Below are 16,629 nucleotides of genomic sequence, written 5' to 3' on the forward strand. Positions count from 1 at the left end.
GGCAGTGGCGGAGCGCGGCCGGCAGTGGCGGAGCGCGGCCCACCCGCGGGCAGTCAGGTGGCGGGCAGCAGCCGCGTGATCAGTTCGCGCCAGGAGTCCGTGAGGCGCGTGGGTGAAATGCCGCGCACTCGGACGTCATCGACAATGCGCTCAGGGTCCAGGGCATAGGTCAGGGACATGGCCATCACCCAGGGATCAGCAATCCCGGCCTCGCGGAGCAAGATCTCCATGTGGCGGTGGGAGAGCTTGGTTGCGGGGACATCGAACCTGTTGCGGGTGGCAGCACCCGCCGCCTTCAGGAGTTCGCCGTTTTCCAGGACGAAGAAGATCCGCCCTTCGCCGAACGCAATCAGTCGTTCCTTTGCGGCGGCGCCTGGACCCAGCGGCGGTGGCCCGAACATGAAGCCGTGTTGAAACTCGGATTCAGAATCGCTCAACAGAGTCATCATGAGCCCCGCCCTGCTGCCGAACCGGCGGAAGACAGTGCCCTTGCCTACATGGGCCTTACAGGCGAGCGCGTCCATAGTGAGTGCTTCCGCGCCGAACTCAGCCACCAGGTCCCGGGCAGCGTTGAGAAGGCGCTCACGATTTCGGGCGGCATCGCTGCGCTCGTGGGGCGCGCCCAGGGGCACGTCCGGCCGAAGAGGGATGGAGCTCACAGAAATATTCTAGACCCCGGGAATAGAAAGCGGACCATAGTCCGTTTAGTATCGATGAAGGCTCCAAAGCCCAGATACCGCAGGTCGGGTTCCGCAAGGTACCCGGCCAGACACAAGGAGACACCATGTCCAAGAGCACCGTTCTTACCCTCGTCGGCAGCCTCCGCGCCGATTCCCACAACAAGAAGCTCGCCGAAGCCATCCAGCTGAACGCGCCTGAGAATGTTGATGTGCAGATCCACGGCTCGCTGGGCAACATCCCGTTCTACAACGAGGACATCGACGTCGAAGGTCAGGTCCCCGCCGAAGCCGCCGCACTCCGCGCCGCAGCAGCCGACGCCGACACCATCCTGCTGGTCACCCCCGAGCACAACGGCACCATGCCCGCCTCGCTGAAGAACGCCATTGACTGGCTGTCCCGCCCGTTCGGCGCCGGCGCCCTCTCCGGCAAGCCGACCGCCGTCGTCGGAACCGCTTTTGGCCAGTTCGGTGGCGTGTGGGCCCAGGACGAGGCCCGCAAAGCAGCCGGCATCGCAGGTGCCAAGGTCCTGGAAGACGTCAAGCTGGCCGTCCCGGGTTCGATGATCCGCTTCGCCGAACTGCACCCGAAGGACGACGCCGAGGTCGTAGAGCAGATCAAGGGCATCTTCGAGCCGCTGACCGCCGCCCAGGACGAAGAAGCAGCAGCCTAGTCTTTCGCCTTCAATGCCCCCGTTCCGCTTTTGTGCGGGGCGGGGGCGTTCGCGTTCCTGCCGACTGTCGGCCTGCCGGACAGCCCCAGCGTGACCAACTCTTGTCCGAACCGTCACCGTAGCGGCATGTTGTGTTCCGTCCACCCGGCCTAACGTTGGAGATACAGGTGGACAGGAGCGCGGGGCTGTCATGTATGCCGGACGGGGACTAAAAAGTACGACGGCGATCACGGCTGCCTGCCTCTTCTTCAGCCTGGGAGTGGCTGGCTGCACCACTGTCCCCGCAGATCCTGCTGTCCCCGAAGGCGCAGCCCCTTTGCCGACCGTCTCCGTGACGCCGACGGCACCCTCACAGAGTGCAACGCCTTCTGCGTCGCGCCCTGTTGCCTCGGCTTCTGCCCCCGCAGTCCCCGGCACGCCGTCCGTTTCCGTATCCGCCGCGCCGCCCTCGCCGGCAACACCAACACCGCCGGCACCTTCATCCGCTCCCCCGGGCACCCCGGACGTTTCCGCAGCCGCACCTACCCAGCCCCGTGCCGCCGTCGAGCCTTCACCCGAACCGGGCACCAGCGCTCCGGAGCCTGCAGAAACCGGCACGGTAAAGACCGTGGATGCCTCCGGTCCGGCGGTGTACTACGTGGCAATCGACGACGGCGGCGCCCGTGGCGTGCGGTTCGGCTGCAACGACAGCCTTGTTCCCGTCCGCGGCATGGCCGTTCCCGGGGATCCGCTGACCGTGGCGCTGGGCCGGCTGCTGGAGGCAGGAATGCCGGTGGACAGCGATGCAGCCCTCTACGATGCCCTGGCCGGTTCCTCCCTGCGCTACCTGTCCGGCTACATGAGCGGGGCCACCGTGGTGGTGAACCTCAGCGGGTCACTGCGGCCCGGGGGTGTATGCGACATTCCACGCATCCAGGCGCAACTGACGCAGACCATCGTGGCGGCCAGCGGTGCGTCGCGGGCCGAGATCTATGTGAACGGCAGGACGTTGACGGAGGCCCTCAGCGTACGGTGAGCAGCGGTACGAGGAGCAGAGTCTTTGGAGAGCAACTCTTTGGGGGAAAACGCTTGATGACATGTCCTGACGAACAGGTCTGGCCCGCTGCTGCGACGGGCTACCGCCGCTCGGAGATCACTGCGGTGATATCTCCGAGCACGGGAGCCATCGGTGTTTGGGAACGCGCCACGGAGCAGGTGCTGCGGTGGGGAGTGAAGACCGCAAGTCGATTCACCGAATCCCGTGTCTCGTGGTGATCGGGTGCTGGTTACCGCACATACCTTCAGTTTCAGGGTGCTGGAACCCGTGGAAGTGGTCGCGGCGGTAAAGGAGCCGGACCGGTCCTCGAAGAATCGGCCACCTTCATCACGCAGTCGCGATCGCCAGCACCCTCCGGAGGGCCCAGGCCACCCGCAACAAAGCCAAGGCAGAAGCGAACGCCAGTACGAACACCACACCCTCAGGAATCCACAAGCCAGTGGGCGCGCCTCCTTCCAGCACCATGGTGACCAGCGCAGCGATCAGCAGCAGGCCAAGCCCGGGGATGGCGAACAGGAACACCTCACCGATCTGGCGGCGATGGGTTGCCGATAATTTCTCCAGGGGAAGTTCCCGCTGGCCCGGCGCGGCTTTCTTGCCCAGCACGTTGATAAGCATGGAAACACTGGTGAGTGTCAGCCCGGCCGTGGCGCCGGCCAAGGTGGCGAGCGTTTGGAAGAGGGTTCGCCGGGTTCCGACATCAACCCCTTCCAGCAACAACGGCTGACGCGCCAGCAATGTAATGCCCCACCAGATCAGGACGGCAAGAACCGCCCACAGGTAGTCGGCAGTGGGATGCAGCAGGAACCACCGCCACAGGGTCCGTCGCCTTCCGGAGCGTTCGATATCAACCTCGTACAAGCTCATGGCCGGCACCGCCTGCCGCGGCTTCATCAGCGAGTGCCGCGGCGGCGAGAGCCTCGCGCACAGCAGTCATTCCGCCCGCAACGATGTCCGGCACCAGGCTCGAGTCAGCAGGGCCCTTGACGTCCGGCAGGGTCCTGGCAAAGAAGGCCTCGTTGTCCCGGGCTTGTTTGTTGAGGATGGCAATGGCCTCGGCCACTGACTTCTGAGGATCGTTGAACACGTCCGGGTCAACCTCGATGTGTGAAACGAACCGTTCCTTCAGGAGATCCACCACCTCCCGGTCACCTGTCAGCGAGTCCTTGCCCTCCGCCACCACGTAGTCAAAGTGCTCCACGGACCCAGCCCGGCGGAAGAGGTCGATGAGTTGCTGAATACGATCCCGGATCCGCTGCTTATCCTCCGCCCTCCCGGAACGGCCCACGCTCAGGGAAATGCGGAACGTTCCTTCGTTCATGAGGCGCGAGGCGCTCTCCAGGACGTCGGCCCATTCACCTTCCATCAGCTTCCCTGAAAGGCGCTCCGCGGGAAGCGCAAACTCGAAACGGCTTACTTCAAGCCGGGTGAGGATTTCCTCGATGTCCTCCCTCACCACAGGAACCAGTGCGGGTTCCAGTCCCAGCATCCCTCCGAGGTACTCCCCCATCCGGGATGCCCGGGGCCCGTTACCGCTGGTGAGCACGGCGATGACGTTCCTTTTTAGGAAAGCGAAATAGGTGGTCTCCAGGAGGTGGTCGCCGGGAGCCAGCGGGAGTGGTTTACGCCGGCCAAGGGCGTCGCCGACACTCGGCAGGTTGGTATCCCGGACACGGTCCAGCAACAGCACAGGATGAGGCGAGGATGCCACCGCCTGCGCGAGCAACACAGTCCCGTCCACACTGGTGAAATGCCGGTCCGTCGCGGAATCCTGGGCTTTCTTTAGGACCTCCACTACCCGGCGCGCCGGAAAGGGACGGCTGAGCTCGTCACCGTTCAGCTGTTCGATCCGCCAAAACTGCACACTGCGTCGTGCCATCCGTACTCCCCTGCCGTGGTGGCCTTTGCTACAGATCCCAAGCTATCGGTGAGGTCCGACATTAAAGGCGGGCTCCGCCGTCGTGCGTTGCATCAGTTCACAAGCTGTACTTGGGCCCCTCCGCAAAGAGTGCATCCATCTCGTCGTGGCTGCGCGTGCCGGCGAGGCCGGCCCAGTTGCCGTCGGCCAGGATCTCCTTCGCAACCCGGGCCACCTTGGCGTAGGCAGCCTTCGCGGTGTTGCCGCCGATACTGACGCGACGGACGCCGGCGTCGTGCAGTTCCAGCGGCGACGGCGCCCCTACGCCCGCCAGCGCGTTCAGCGGCGCCGGTATGCGGCTGGATAGTTCATGGAGGACATGCAGATCCAGGACGCCGGGCACGAAGACGCCATCGGCACCGGCAGTGAGGTAGGCCTCGGCACGCCGCAGCGTCTCGTCGAAAGCCTCCTCCGGAAACCGTCCGGACAGATACGTGTCCGTGCGGGCATTGATGAACAGTGGGATCCTGCGGTCATCGGCCACGGCGCGGATGAGGGCTATGCGACGCGATTGCTCGGCGATGTCGGTGAGCGGTTCGGCCGCGGAGTCCTCGATGTTGATGCCCACAGCACCCTCGTCCAGGACGGCGTGGACGGTTGCCCGCAGTTCATCATCGGTGCGTCCGTAGCCCGTCTCGATGTCCGCGGTCACCGGCAGGGTAGTGGCGCCAACAACGCGACCCAACGCGGCCATGGCCAGCCCCCACGGCACATGGTCCCCGTCCCGGAAGCCCAGGCTCCAGGAGACGGCCGAGCTTGAAGTGGCAATCGCCGTCGCCCCTGCTTCCTGGACAACGCGGGCGGAAGCGGCGTCCCACACGTTCACCAGCACCAGCGGCACAGGCCCTGCATCATGGAGTTTGTGGAACTGTTCGGCCTTGGTCACGGATCCCCGGTGCGCTGTCATAGCTACATTCCAGCCCTTCCCGATCACGACGTAAAGCGGGGACTGCCAAACTGGGAGAGATCCGAAAACAACTGTTGCCTCATTAGCAACATCGAGGAGTATCCTGTCACTGTGACCCACGAAACATTGGATGCCGGCGCAACGCTGCCCGCTGAAGCCATCGACGCCATTGAGCGGGCCGCCACGGCCGCCCACCCGCACGAGGAACTGTTCTCCGCGCGGGCCGCCAACATCAAGCAATCCGCCGTCCGCGATGTCTTCGACATCTCGATGCGGCCCGGCCTTGTCTCACTCGCCGGGGGCAACCCCTACCTGCAGTCGCTGCCGTTGGAGAAGCTCGGCCAGACCGCAGCCCGCATCATCGCCGAGGAAGGCATGACGGCCCTGCAGTACGGCGGCGGCCAGGGCACCGAAGAGCTCCGTGCCCAGATCTGCGACATCATGGCGGCAGAGGGCATCACCGACGCTGATCCCGGCAATGTGGTCATCACCGCCGGCTCACAGTCGGCGCAGGATGTGGCCACCAAGGTCTTCTGCAACCCCGGCGATGTGGTCCTGGTGGAAAACCCCACCTACGTGGGCGCCTTGAACACGTTCGAGGCATACCAAGTCGAGGTGGCACCGATCGACATGGACGACGACGGCCTGGTACCTGAGCTTCTTGAGGCCAGGATCGCTGCGCTCCAGTCAGAGGGAAAGAACATCAAATTCCTCTACACGATCCCCAACTTCAACAACCCCTCCGGGATCACCCTGGCCGCCGAACGCAGGCAACGGATCGTCGATATATGCCGGGACGCGAACATCATTGTCCTGGAGGACAACCCCTACGGACTCCTGCGTTTCGATGGCCATCCCATCGCCCCGATGCGCGCGGCCAACCCGGACGATGTCATCTACCTCGGCTCCTTCTCCAAGATCTTCGCTCCCGGCCTCCGGATCGGCTGGGCACTGGTTCCCGCGCACCTGCAGCGCCGCTTCTACCTGGCCTCCGAAGCCGTGACGCTCTGCCCGCCGCCACTGAACCAGATGCTGGTCTCGGCATATCTCCGCGACTATGACTGGAAAAGCCAGATCGATACGTACCGCACGCTGTACGCGGAGCGGTGCGAGGCCCTGCTCTCCGCGTTGGATGAGTACATGCCCGCCGGGCTTACATGGACCCGCCCGGACGGCGGCTTCTTCGTCTGGGTCACCCTGCCCCAAGGCGTGGACACGTACCCCTTGCTCGCCAAGGCCATCGACGCCGGCGTCGTCTTCATCCCCGGCGCAGCCTTCTCCCCCGTCGACGGCCCCTCCAACAAGCTCCGCCTGGCCTTCAGCGCAGTGCCGCCCGATACGATTGCCGAAGGCGTCCGCCGCCTGGCCCCAGTTTTGGCAGAAGCCATCACAGCCACCAATGAAGGAGCAGCACAATGACCGGAGTTGTGATTGTCGGAGTAGACGGCAGCGAGACGGCAATGAGGGCAGCACAGGCCGCCCAGCAGCTGGCCATCGGACTCGGAGCCAGCCTGCGCGTTGTCAGCGCTTTCGACAGCAACCGTACTGAGGTGGTTGAGATCGGCACCGACAAGTGGATCGTGTCAGACGCCGCCGAAGCGGAGACCGTGGCCCGTACCGTAGCGGAGCGACTGACCCATGAGGGCCTGGACATCACCTACTCCGCGGCGCGTGGCAAGCCCGGCGAAGCCTTGGTGAAGGAAGCCGAAATGCAGGATGCCCGGCTGATCGTGGTGGGCAACCGGCGCATGCAGGGCCTGGGCAGGGTTCTGGGCAGTGTGGCAAACACCGTGGCCCACACGGCACCCTGCGATGTCTACATCGCCAAGACCGACCAGCCGTAAAGCGAGCTGAATCACGCCGCCGGGTGGGGAGCCTCACCCGGCGTTTGGCGTCTTTCGAGCCATTCCCCTGAAGTCATCGTTATAAAATCGAGATGCCCCCAATGGCGCGTGCCGCCTCCACCATCCGACTTCAGGGGATCATTTTCTTGCTTACTTTGCAGCCGCGCCAGCGCGTGGGACACGACATTCTGCTTGCCCGCCACGGCAACAACATCAGCACCATGCGCTACGACCGCAGTAACGATCGCATCATCGCGATGCTCGACGACGGCTCCTGGGACAGCGCCCCCAACATGATCACTCCGGGACTTGATATGCCGGAGACTTTCGGCAGCGTGTTCCGTAAGGACTGGCGCTTCCTATCCGTGGCATGCGTTGCCATGCTCACCGTCGCCGCTGTTGCCATGGGCATCAGCGTCGAGATGGCCAACCACATGTCCACCACCGAACTCCAGGCGCTGCTGGTCAGCTACCCGGCGTTTTAGCTGAGACGGGATGCGGCTCCTCAAGAGGGGTTGCGTCGTCGAAATCCAGGGCGATATTGCCTCCGGCCCTCCTGCGGCTCACCACGTAGATGGTTGCACCCACCGCAAGCCACGCTGCTCCCAGCAGATACGTGAACCAGGCGAGTGACGTCCACAGCCACGCGATGAAGGCGAATCCCAGCAGCGGCATGATCAGGTTCCGCAGCGCGCTTTGGGGACCGCGCTTACGCAAGTCAAAGAACAGCACCTTGATGGTGGCCAGGTTGACCGCGGCGAAGGCGAACAAAGCCCCGAAGTTGATCATGTAGACCGCCTGTTCCAAAGTGATGAACAAAGCAACCAGTGAGACTGCGGATACCAGCAGCGCCGCCACATGCGGCGTGCGAAAGCGCAGGTTCAGCGTGGAGAAGGCCCCGGGCAGGATCTTGTCCCGCCCCATGGCATAGATGACCCGGCTGACACTCATCTGGGCCGCCGTGCCGCAGAGAACAAGTCCGCCGAGGTTAACCACCACGAAGACCACCATCAGGACATCGCCGCCGGCACGTTGCATGAGCTCCGTTCCTGCTGCATCAAGGTTCTCAATGGCCCTCCACTCGGGAGCGATGAGGCTGCCGGCTACGGAAAACAGCGCGTAACCAACACCTGCGAACAGCGTGGACAAGATAATGCCCCGCGGCACGTCCCTCTTCGGGTTGCGCGCTTCCTCGGACAGCGTGGAGACGCCGTCGAACCCCAGGAACGCAAAGGACACCATTGCAGCGGCGGCCATGACCGGCGCCAGCCCACCCTCCCCAAGAGTGAGGGGCCGGATGAGGTTCTCCACAGTCAGGTCCGGAGCGTTGAGGACCGCCAGCACGAGGAAGACAAGAATGACGACGACGGACGCCGCCACCACTACAAAGTTCATCTTCTTGATCCACGCAACACCGATCACACTGAAGAGGCCCACCACCAGCAGACAAGCCAGGACTGCGAGCTGTGATGGTATGGCAGGCAGCAGGCTGTTGAGATAGAGGCCGAAGAGCAGGAAGTTGACCATGGGCAGGAACAGGTAGTCCAGCATCATGGCCCAACCCACCATGAAGCCCACAGGCTTGCCAAAAGCCCTTGACGCGTAGGCGTACGCGCCACCGGTGACAGGAACATTGCGTGCCATTTGTCCGTAGCTATGAGCTGTAAAGAGCATGGCTACCAGGGCAGCTATGTAGGCTGCTGGAAGATGTCCATCACTGATCTCCGTACCGGGTCCGTAGACCGCCACCACGGACAAGATACCCATGGACGTTAACCCGAAGGCGACCAATGACGGCAAGCCAAGGACCCTCTTGAGCGTTGGCCCAGAGGGCGGGATTTGGGTAGCACTTGCTGGGGTAGTGTCCATGGGCTTCTCCTCGATGCGATTCACATCACATAAATGAATGGTGATCATTAGAGTAGGCGCTCGATCGAGTTCTGTATAGATTTGGTATTCCAAAAAGCTTGTCTCGTTCTTTTGTAAGCTGATTTTCAAGCGTTTTTCCTGCAAAACTCCATCGTGGTGGCACTTTGGTATACCGTTGAGACATTACTTGGGAGGCCTTATGACAACACATTCACCAACCCGCGAAGTAGGCCAAAGCCGTTGGTCCGGCGGCCCGTCTCTCCTCACGACGCGGGGCTTAGTGGACGCACACATTCACCCGGATAAGACCACAGTGGGTTCTGCATGGTTGCCCCGCCGATCCGCCCCCACGCTGGCCGACCTCATCGAAAACGATCTCCGTGCACAGCTCTCGTTCCAGGACAGCGTGGAGGAACGTTCCTTCGCGTTGATGAGGCAAGCTGTCCTCCAGGGGACCATGGCGATGCGGGCGCACGTTGACGTCGGTACCCAGATCGGGCTCAGGAACATTCACGGCGTCAGGGCGGCCGCGGAACGCCTTGCACCCTTCCTCGACGTCCAAATCGTCGCTTTCCCGCAGTTCGGCCTCCTCAGTAATCCGGGGACGCTCAACCTCATGGAAGCGTCATTGGCTGAGGGGGCAGACCTGGTGGGCGGCCTTGACCCTGCTTCGCTGGACGGTGATCTGGATGGCCATCTGAAGGCGGTCTTCGGACTGGCGAACAAGCATGGCAGGGACGTGGACATCCACCTCCACGACGCCGGACCGGACGGACTGGCACAATTGCGGGACATCGCACAGCGCACGCGGGCGGAAGGCATGCAGGGCCGCGTCACCATTGGACATGCTTTTGCTCTTTGCGACCCTGCGCAACCCGGGCTCGAAGCCACCCTTGATGCCATGGCCGAGGCCGGAATGTGGATGGCGACGTGTGCCCTGGGTGCCGATCCGGTCCCTGTTCTGGATGTCATGGAAAGACACGGGGTCAAAGTTGCGCTCGGCTCCGACGGAGTCCGGGACGCGTGGTCACCCTTTGGTACGGGGAGCATGATGGACCGCGCGCATCTGCTCGGATACCGCACTGGTGCTTCCACCGATGCTGAGCTGGAACGTTGCTTCAGGATCGCTACGGTTGCAGGCGCAGAGCTTGTGGGATCGGCGGCTGTGAGCGATTTCTCCGGTGCGGAATCAGGTGACCGTCTCGAATTCGCAGCAAACTCAATCCCCGAATTGGTGGTCGACCGGCCATCACCGCTGAGGGTTATCCGGGATGGGCAACAAGTGGTGATCTAGGCGGCAAGCCAGCAGTGCTAGAGCATCATGTCCTGCAACAACCACCACAGGCCGGCGATCACCACGCCACCAAACAGCGAGCCGACGATGACCTGGCCCAAGGTGTGGGCACGCAGGACCAGTCGTGACCAGCCCACTGCTGGCACCAGGAGAAGTACAGGCAGCCATGCAGGCCCAAACATGGCGACCACAATGACGGCCGCCGCGGCAAGGGCAGACGCATGCCCGCTCATCTTCCAGAAGGCGCTGACCACCGCCAGGATCCCGATACCACCGATGAGCGCGATGATCATTACCAAGACGCTGACCGGACCATTCATCAGGTGCAGCACCACCAGGCCAACCACCACCGACACCAAGGCCATCAGCAGCAGGGCCGGCCGTTGGCGCCGGTCGCTGACATGGTGGTCCGTGATCCGGCCCAATTTGACCATCACCAGCACATAGGCCAGCGGGAGGACACAAACGAACAACGCGGCCAGGAGGCCGAACCACATGGTTCCAGGAAATCCGGGCTCGATCGCGGGGCTGATCAATAACAGCCCAAACACCACAACCGGCGGCTGGAACACCTCCGTCAGGGCACGGGCAACCGTGCGCCACGGCCCCGACACCAGTTGAGGGGGCACGTGGCCTGGGACGTTGGCGGACACCTCAGCGACAGGCGCGGCGTCCGGGTAGGGCGCGGCGTCCGGGTAGGGCGCGGCGTCCGGGTAGGGCGCTGCAGCGTCCGCTTGAGACGCTGCACCCGGACGCGGTGAGGCGTGCCTGTCAGTCAAGCAGCAGCGCCGGTTCTTCGAGAATGGCCGCAACATCGGCCATGAACCGCGCCGACAGGTCGCCGTCCACCACGCGGTGGTCGAACGAACCGCCCAGCGTGGTGATCCAGCGGGGAATGACTTCGCCGTCCAGGACCCAGGGCTTCTGCTTGATGGTTCCGAACGCGATGATGGCAACCTCGCCCGGGTTGATGATGGGCGTTCCGGTATCAATGCCCAGTGCACCGATGTTGGTGATGGTCAGGCTTCCGCCCTGCATCTCCGCCGGCTGGGTCTTGCCTGCACGTGCCTTGGTGGCCAACTCGTTGAGCGCCAAGGCCAATTCCTTGAGCGAGAGGTCCTGGGCGTCCTTGATGTTGGGGACCATGAGGCCGCGCGGGGTGGCGGCTGCAATGCCCAGGTTCATGTAGTGCTTCACCTGGATCTCGGCGTTTCCGTTCCCGTCAGCATTATCCACCCAAGTGGCGTTGACGCTGGGGTTGCGGGCAGCGGCCCAGATGACCGCTTTGGCCAGGATGAGCAGCGGCGAAACTTTGATGCCTTCGAAGTCGCGCGAGACCTTGAGACGCTTGACGAACTCCATGGTGCGGCTGGCATCCACGTCCACAAAAATGCTGACGTGGGGAGCTGAGAACGCTGACTCCACCATGGCCTTGGCGGTCGCCTTGCGCACACCCTTGACGGGTAGACGCTCAACGCGCTGGTCCTGCGGTTTCTTGGACGCGCCCCAGAACGAGTCAGCCTGATCGTGTTCGGCATCGCGTTGCGCCTGGTAGCTGACCAGGTCCTCACGGGTCACCTCGCCGCGCTGGCCCGTGGCCACGACGTCGGCGAGATCGATGCCCAGATCCCGGGCGAACTTGCGAACAGGAGGCTTGGCTAGGACCTTGTTCACCAGGCCACTGATGGTGCCGCTGATGGCTGCACCCCGGGAAGCGGCCGTCGGCGTGCCCGCGGGCTGGGTTGCTGGTGCGGACGGCGCCTGGATAACCGGCGCCTGGGCGACAGGCGCTTCGGCGACAGGCGCTTCGGAGACAGGCGCGACGACGGTGCGTGCCGGCGTCGTGCGGTGGGAAGCCGGCGCTTCGGCCGCCCTGGCTTCAAGAACTGCCTGGTGGTCCTGAACGGTACCTTCGGCATTCTCGGCGACCGTGGCTGCCTCTACCGAAGCTGCCGGCCGCTTACGCGCGCGGCGCTTGACGGCGTCGGCCTTCGGTCCCGAACCGACCAGCGGGCCACCGGCTGGACGGTTGTCATCGTGGTCGTCATCGGCGGGCAGTTTGCCGTACAACGGCATCTCGATGGCGGGAGCTGCCGGCGCGACATCGCCTGTACCCTCTGTGCCTTCCACGCCTTCGGCAACAGCGATGATTGCCGTGCCGACCTCCACTGTGATGCCCTCTTCCACCAGCAACTCGGTAACTGTGCCCGCGAAGGGCGACGGCAGCTCGACGAGGGACTTGGCGGTCTCGATCTCGCACAGGACATCGTTGATCGCCACAACGTCGCCGGGCTTGACCTTCCAAGCCACTACCTCGGCCTCGGTCAGGCCCTCGCCTACGTCCGGCAGGTTGAATTTCTTTACAGTCACAGTGGTCCTCGGTTTCCGGTTACCTGGCAGCGAAGCCGGGCAGGATCAGGGCGGTTTGGTAGGCCAGTGGGCGCTGGTAGGCCTCTGGGCTTTAGTAGGCCAGGGAGCGGTCGAGCGCTTCGAGGATCTTGTCGATGTCCGGCAAGTAGTCCTCTTCCACCTTGGCAACGGGATAGGGCATGTGGAATCCGCCCACACGGATCACAGGAGCTTCAAGGTGCAGGAACGCCCGCTCGCTGATACGTGCCGCGATCTCACCTCCGATGCCGCCGAAGGTGGGGGCCTCATGGGCGACGATCAGCCGGCCGGTTTTCTTGACCGAGGCTTCCACGGTGTCGAAGTCCAGGGGCGAGATGGAACGGAGGTCGATCACCTCGATGCTCCGTCCGTCCTCGGTGGCAGCGTTGGCGGCTGCCAAGGCCACAGGCACCAGCGGTCCGTAAGCCACGATGGTGGCATCGGTCCCCTCGCGCACAACGTGCGCCTTGAAGGGATCCTCCGAAAGGCCGGCATTCTCGACGTCCACTTCACCCTTGAGCCAATACCGGCGCTTGGGTTCGAAGAAGATGACAGGGTCCTGGCACTCAATGGCTTTCTGGATCATCCAGTAAGCATCGTGGGCGTTGGACGGCGAGATGATGCGCAGGCCGGCAGTGTGTGCGAACAGCGCTTCCGGAGACTCGGAGTGGTGCTCGATCGAACCTATGCCGCCGCCGTACGGAATGCGGATGACAACAGGCACGGTGAGTTTGCCGAGGCTGCGGGCGTGGATCTTGGCAAGCTGCGTGGTGATCTGGTTGAAGGCCGGGTAGACAAAGCCATCAAACTGGATCTCGCACACCGGTGAATACCCACGCAGGGCCAAGCCGATTGCCGTACCCACAATGCCCGATTCGGCCAACGGCGTGTCCAGGACGCGTTCGTCGCCGAATTCCTTGATGAGGCCATCGGTGACGCGGTAGACGCCGCCAAGGTGGCCGATGTCCTCACCCATGAGCAGGGACTTGGGATTATCCGTCAGCGATGCGCGCAGACCCTCGTTGATGGCCTTCGCAATGGTCATGGTTACCATCAGTTAGCTGTCTCCTCATCGCTTTCGAATCCGGCCGAGTACTCCTCGAACCAGGCCAGTTCCTCCGCAATCAGAGGGTGTTGTTCGGCGTAGACGCTGGCGAACGCATCCCGGATGTCCGGAACTTCAAGGCCATGCGTGGTGCTGCGGACATACTTGGCCAGCTCATCGCCGTCGGCTTTGACCTGGTCAAAGAAAGCTTCGTCCGCAAGCCCTTCGGCGCGCAGGTAGGTCTCCAGGCGGTCCAGGGGATCCTTCTCGCGCCAGGCAGCTTCCTCGGCGGATTCGCGGTATTTGGTGGGGTCATCAGCGGTGGTGTGCGCACCCACCCGGTAGGTGTACGCCTCGATCAGCACCGGGCCGCGGCCCTCACGGGCATGCTCCAAGGCCCACTCGGTGACGGCGTGAACTGCGATGACGTCATTGCCGTCCACACGGATTCCCGGGAAGCCGTAGCCCTTGGCTCGATTGGCCAGCGGCACTTTGGTCTGGACTTCGGTGGGCACGGAAATGGCCCAGTGATTGTTCTGGCAGAAGAACACGACCGGTGCGTCGTAGGACGCTGCAAAGACCATGGACTCGTGGACGTCGCCTTCTGAGCTGGCTCCGTCACCGAAGTAAGCGATGACTGCGGCTTTGGGGTCTGTGGAGTCAGTTGCTGCGGCAAGCTTCTGGTCCCTCTGGATACCCATCGCATAGCCAACTGCGTGCAGCGTCTGGGCTGCAAGAACCAGCGTGTACAGGTGGAAGTTGTTCTCACGGGGATCCCAGCCGCCGTTGGACACGCCGCGGAACTGCTTGAGCAGTTCAGCAAGGTCCACATTGCGGACCAGCGCGACACCGTGTTCGCGGTAGGTGGGGAAGATGTAGTCCTGGGGCTGGCTTGCATGGCCGGACCCGATCTGCGCAGCTTCCTGGCCTGTCAGCGGCACCCACAGCGCCAACTCACCTTGGCGCTGCAAGGCGGTGGCTTCCTGGTCAAAACGACGGATCCTCGCCATATCTGTGTAGAAAACACGCAACTTCTCCGGATCGATGCGCTTGGCGTAATCCGAGAACACTGGATCTGAACCCAGTTTTCCGTCAGGGCCTAGCAACTGAACCATTTCCACCGGTTCGCCTGGCGCGGCTGCTGCCGCGGAGGTTGCCGCGAGAGTGTCTTCCGTCCCGGGGGGCAGTTGTGTCGAGCCCATTCCGTCTCCTTGCTTGCCACGGCGGGTGCCGGGCAATGTCTGTCGCTGGGATATATGCCCGTTCCGGAATGTATTCCGGAACGGGCATATTATTGGCTTTCGTCCCTTACTTTATCGGCAGTAAGTTGGGTTGGCGCATTTGTTAACCGCTAGGAACCCAGCGGCGCCTTTGTATAACCTGCACAGAGTTCCAGGAATCGGGTGTTGGCCTCGACCTCACCGATGCTCACCCGAACACCCTCATTGGCGAAGGCCCGCACGGACAATGCTTGCTCTGCCGCCAAGGCCGCAAACTCGCCACTGTGCTCACCAAGATTCAGCCAAATGAAGTTGCCCTGGGCTTCAGGAACAAACCACCCAAGGTCCCGCAGACCGGCTGTGACACGGTCCCGCTCGTCCACCAGGCTTTGTACCCTTTCCACAACCTGATCGAAATTCTCGAGGGAGGTAACGGCGGCGCGTTCTGCGATTTGGGAAACTGCAAAAGGAGTGGCGGTGACGCGGAGGTGCTGCGTGAGCGCGGGGCCCGAGACACTGTATCCAACCCTCAAACCGGCCAGTCCGTGTGCCTTGGAGAAGGTCCTCAGTACCACCACATTGGGATAATCGCGGTACAACTTGATGCCGTCCACCGCGTCTGCATCCCGAACGAACTCCTGATACGCCTCATCGATGACCACCACCACGTGTGGGGGTACAGACTGGATGAAGCGCTCAGTTTCTTCTGCCGTGAGGATGGGCCCTGTGGGGTTGTTCGGGGTGCACAGGAGGATCACCTTGGTGCGGACAGTGACGGCCGAGGCCATGGTCTCGAGGTCGTGCCGTCCGTCGGCCAGCAATGGGATCTGGACACTGGCGGCACCTGCAAGGCCGACACAGATGGGGTATGCCTCGAAAGAACGCCAGGCGTAGATGACCTCGTCCTGCTTGCCGTCGTCGTTCTGCCCGGCAAACGTTGCGAGAATCTGGTTCAGCGCTCCAAGGCTGCCCGCACCAGTGACGACATCGTCGGCGGGGACATCAAGGAAGCCGGCAAGCGCGGTTCGCAACTTGGTGGCGAGTGGATCCGGGTAACGGTTGATATCGGACTGGTCAGCAATTGCCTGCAACACTGCAGGAATCGGAGGCAGCGGGTTTTCGTTGGACGACAATTTGTAGCTGGTGAGGCCCTCAATCGCAGCGGGGGGTTTACCTGCCGCGTACTTCGGTAGCCTGTCCACGACCGGTCGAGGGAGTACGCCCTCCGGTGCGTTGTCAGTAGTAGTCATGGCTTCAAGCCTACTTGGCTGCTTATGGCTAATGCTGAGCTGATTAACAGCTCCGTGTGAAAGCATGGGCCCATGGGTTCATTCATCATTCGCGTCCTCATTAATGGGCTTGCCCTGTGGGTGGCCACCTGGCTCCTGCAAGGAATGGATATCACCACAAGTGCCACCGAGACAGCCGCCACCAATGCAGGACTCACCCAGGGCGCAGACACCGCCGGCATCATCCTGGCGTACTTGTTCATAGGACTGATTTTTGGTGTAGTGAACGCAGTCGTCCGCCCTCTGGTCAGGCTGCTGTCCCTTCCGGTAACCATCCTCACGCTTGGTCTGTTCACCATCGTGATCAACGCGGCGATGCTGTACCTCACTGCCTGGCTGAGCTCTTTCACGCCGGTGCACCTCACCCTCGACTCGTTCTTCTGGACAGCCATTCTGGCCTCGCTCATCATCAGCATCATTTCGATGGTGGCGGGCCTGATACCTGGAGCCCGCAAGCGGTAGGAGCAG

18 protein-coding genes are annotated in these 16,629 nt (G+C 62.9%); 8 read left to right on the forward strand and 10 right to left on the reverse strand.

The features are described 5' to 3' along the window. Positions 1 to 53: 53 nt before the first annotated feature. A complete protein-coding gene (locus AYX22_RS20670; RefSeq protein ID WP_207595338.1) occupies positions 54 to 659 on the reverse strand; it encodes a TetR/AcrR family transcriptional regulator in 606 nt (201 codons plus the stop codon). Between the two features lie 125 nt (positions 660 to 784). Here AYX22_RS20670 and AYX22_RS20675 point away from each other — a divergent pair, with 125 nt between their 5' ends. The 3 genes from AYX22_RS20675 to AYX22_RS20685 all read left to right on the forward strand — a co-directional run bounded on the left by AYX22_RS20675 (position 785) and on the right by AYX22_RS20685 (position 2,605). Then, positions 785 to 1,351 carry an NAD(P)H-dependent oxidoreductase gene (locus AYX22_RS20675; RefSeq protein ID WP_207595339.1) on the forward strand — a complete coding sequence of 189 codons (567 nt, stop codon included), beginning with the start codon at positions 785 to 787 and terminating at the stop codon, positions 1,349 to 1,351. 190 nt (positions 1,352 to 1,541) lie between these two features. After that, positions 1,542 to 2,366: a GerMN domain-containing protein gene (locus AYX22_RS20680; RefSeq protein ID WP_207595340.1), complete on the forward strand. Its 825-nt coding sequence runs from the start codon at positions 1,542 to 1,544 to the stop codon at positions 2,364 to 2,366. Between the two features lie 56 nt (positions 2,367 to 2,422). Beyond that, on the forward strand, positions 2,423 to 2,605 hold the full coding sequence (locus tag AYX22_RS20685) for a hypothetical protein (RefSeq protein ID WP_207595341.1): 183 nt from the start codon (positions 2,423 to 2,425) through the stop codon (positions 2,603 to 2,605). 109 nt (positions 2,606 to 2,714) lie between these two features. On the opposite strand, the gene AYX22_RS20690 is transcribed toward AYX22_RS20685, so the two are convergent. From AYX22_RS20690 to AYX22_RS20700, 3 genes are all read right to left on the reverse strand, one after another. Continuing rightward, entirely contained in the window at positions 2,715 to 3,254 is a 540-nt protein-coding gene (locus AYX22_RS20690) for a hypothetical protein (protein ID WP_207595342.1), read from the reverse strand. Further along, the gene (locus tag AYX22_RS20695) at positions 3,235 to 4,266 is read right to left on the reverse strand and encodes a hypothetical protein (RefSeq protein WP_207595343.1); all 1,032 of its coding nucleotides are present in this window, start codon (positions 4,264 to 4,266) and stop codon (positions 3,235 to 3,237) included. Before AYX22_RS20695 ends, AYX22_RS20690 begins: the two co-directional genes overlap by 20 nt. 97 nt (positions 4,267 to 4,363) lie before the next feature. Next, a complete protein-coding gene (locus tag AYX22_RS20700; protein ID WP_207595344.1) occupies positions 4,364 to 5,212 on the reverse strand; it encodes an isocitrate lyase/phosphoenolpyruvate mutase family protein in 849 nt (282 codons plus the stop codon). A 111-nt stretch (positions 5,213 to 5,323) separates the two neighbouring features. Between AYX22_RS20700 and AYX22_RS20705 the strand changes: the two genes are divergently transcribed. The 3 genes from AYX22_RS20705 to AYX22_RS20715 all read left to right on the forward strand — a co-directional run bounded on the left by AYX22_RS20705 (position 5,324) and on the right by AYX22_RS20715 (position 7,541). Continuing rightward, on the forward strand, positions 5,324 to 6,631 hold the full coding sequence (locus tag AYX22_RS20705; protein WP_207595345.1) for a PLP-dependent aminotransferase family protein: 1,308 nt from the start codon (positions 5,324 to 5,326) through the stop codon (positions 6,629 to 6,631). Then, on the forward strand, positions 6,628 to 7,056 hold the full coding sequence (locus AYX22_RS20710; protein ID WP_207595346.1) for a universal stress protein: 429 nt from the start codon (positions 6,628 to 6,630) through the stop codon (positions 7,054 to 7,056). Before AYX22_RS20705 ends, AYX22_RS20710 begins: the two co-directional genes overlap by 4 nt. 173 nt (positions 7,057 to 7,229) lie before the next feature. Beyond that, on the forward strand, positions 7,230 to 7,541 hold the full coding sequence (locus tag AYX22_RS20715) for a hypothetical protein (protein WP_207597674.1): 312 nt from the start codon (positions 7,230 to 7,232) through the stop codon (positions 7,539 to 7,541). Here the strand turns inward: AYX22_RS20715 and AYX22_RS20720 are convergent. Next, the gene (locus AYX22_RS20720; protein ID WP_207595347.1) at positions 7,522 to 8,925 is read right to left on the reverse strand and encodes an APC family permease; all 1,404 of its coding nucleotides are present in this window, start codon (positions 8,923 to 8,925) and stop codon (positions 7,522 to 7,524) included. The two genes, AYX22_RS20715 and AYX22_RS20720, sit on opposite strands and share 20 nt — an antisense overlap. 199 nt (positions 8,926 to 9,124) lie before the next feature. Here AYX22_RS20720 and AYX22_RS20725 point away from each other — a divergent pair, with 199 nt between their 5' ends. Beyond that, entirely contained in the window at positions 9,125 to 10,219 is a 1,095-nt protein-coding gene (locus tag AYX22_RS20725) for an amidohydrolase family protein (RefSeq protein WP_207595348.1), read from the forward strand. Between the two features lie 17 nt (positions 10,220 to 10,236). Here the strand turns inward: AYX22_RS20725 and AYX22_RS20730 are convergent, their stop codons facing one another. The 5 genes from AYX22_RS20730 to AYX22_RS20750 all read right to left on the reverse strand — a co-directional run bounded on the left by AYX22_RS20730 (position 10,237) and on the right by AYX22_RS20750 (position 16,122). Continuing rightward, a complete protein-coding gene (locus tag AYX22_RS20730) occupies positions 10,237 to 10,833 on the reverse strand; it encodes a phosphatase PAP2 family protein (RefSeq protein ID WP_207597675.1) in 597 nt (198 codons plus the stop codon). Between the two features lie 157 nt (positions 10,834 to 10,990). Next, positions 10,991 to 12,589, reverse strand: coding sequence for a dihydrolipoamide acetyltransferase family protein (locus AYX22_RS20735; protein ID WP_207595349.1), 1,599 nt, complete (start codon positions 12,587 to 12,589; stop codon positions 10,991 to 10,993). Positions 12,590 to 12,680: 91 nt separating this feature from the next. After that, positions 12,681 to 13,661: an alpha-ketoacid dehydrogenase subunit beta gene (locus tag AYX22_RS20740; protein ID WP_207595350.1), complete on the reverse strand. Its 981-nt coding sequence runs from the start codon at positions 13,659 to 13,661 to the stop codon at positions 12,681 to 12,683. Beyond that, on the reverse strand, positions 13,661 to 14,854 hold the full coding sequence (gene pdhA, locus AYX22_RS20745; protein ID WP_207595351.1) for a pyruvate dehydrogenase (acetyl-transferring) E1 component subunit alpha: 1,194 nt from the start codon (positions 14,852 to 14,854) through the stop codon (positions 13,661 to 13,663). The genes AYX22_RS20740 and pdhA overlap by 1 nt, the downstream gene beginning before the upstream one ends. A gap of 149 nt (positions 14,855 to 15,003) precedes the next feature. Continuing rightward, positions 15,004 to 16,122: a histidinol-phosphate transaminase gene (locus AYX22_RS20750; protein WP_207595352.1), complete on the reverse strand. Its 1,119-nt coding sequence runs from the start codon at positions 16,120 to 16,122 to the stop codon at positions 15,004 to 15,006. A 72-nt stretch (positions 16,123 to 16,194) separates the two neighbouring features. Here AYX22_RS20750 and AYX22_RS20755 point away from each other — a divergent pair, with 72 nt between their 5' ends. Next, a complete protein-coding gene (locus AYX22_RS20755; RefSeq protein ID WP_207595353.1) occupies positions 16,195 to 16,623 on the forward strand; it encodes a phage holin family protein in 429 nt (142 codons plus the stop codon). The last annotated feature ends 6 nt before the right edge of the window (positions 16,624 to 16,629 follow it).

It is taken from the genome of Arthrobacter sp. D5-1 (genome assembly GCF_017357425.1).
Classification (GTDB): Bacteria; Actinomycetota; Actinomycetes; order Actinomycetales; family Micrococcaceae; genus Arthrobacter.

What these genes read in the sequence shown, in the direction of transcription:
- AYX22_RS20675 (WP_207595339.1), top strand. Translation starts at nt 785, where the DNA reads ATGTCCAAGAGCACCGTTCTTACCCTCGTCGGCAGCCTCCGCGCCGAT.
- AYX22_RS20680 (WP_207595340.1), top strand. Translation starts at nt 1,542, where the DNA reads ATGTATGCCGGACGGGGACTAAAAAGTACGACGGCGATCACGGCTGCC.
- AYX22_RS20685 (WP_207595341.1), top strand. Translation starts at nt 2,423, where the DNA reads ATGACATGTCCTGACGAACAGGTCTGGCCCGCTGCTGCGACGGGCTAC.
- AYX22_RS20690 (WP_207595342.1), bottom strand. Translation starts at nt 3,254, where the DNA reads ATGAGCTTGTACGAGGTTGATATCGAACGCTCCGGAAGGCGACGGACC.
- AYX22_RS20695 (WP_207595343.1), bottom strand. Translation starts at nt 4,266, where the DNA reads ATGGCACGACGCAGTGTGCAGTTTTGGCGGATCGAACAGCTGAACGGT.
- AYX22_RS20700 (WP_207595344.1), bottom strand. Translation starts at nt 5,212, where the DNA reads ATGACAGCGCACCGGGGATCCGTGACCAAGGCCGAACAGTTCCACAAA.
- AYX22_RS20710 (WP_207595346.1), top strand. Translation starts at nt 6,628, where the DNA reads ATGACCGGAGTTGTGATTGTCGGAGTAGACGGCAGCGAGACGGCAATG.
- AYX22_RS20720 (WP_207595347.1), bottom strand. Translation starts at nt 8,925, where the DNA reads ATGGACACTACCCCAGCAAGTGCTACCCAAATCCCGCCCTCTGGGCCA.
- AYX22_RS20725 (WP_207595348.1), top strand. Translation starts at nt 9,125, where the DNA reads ATGACAACACATTCACCAACCCGCGAAGTAGGCCAAAGCCGTTGGTCC.
- AYX22_RS20740 (WP_207595350.1), bottom strand. Translation starts at nt 13,661, where the DNA reads ATGGTAACCATGACCATTGCGAAGGCCATCAACGAGGGTCTGCGCGCA.
- pdhA (WP_207595351.1), bottom strand. Translation starts at nt 14,854, where the DNA reads ATGGGCTCGACACAACTGCCCCCCGGGACGGAAGACACTCTCGCGGCA.
- AYX22_RS20750 (WP_207595352.1), bottom strand. Translation starts at nt 16,122, where the DNA reads ATGACTACTACTGACAACGCACCGGAGGGCGTACTCCCTCGACCGGTC.
- AYX22_RS20755 (WP_207595353.1), top strand. Translation starts at nt 16,195, where the DNA reads ATGGGTTCATTCATCATTCGCGTCCTCATTAATGGGCTTGCCCTGTGG.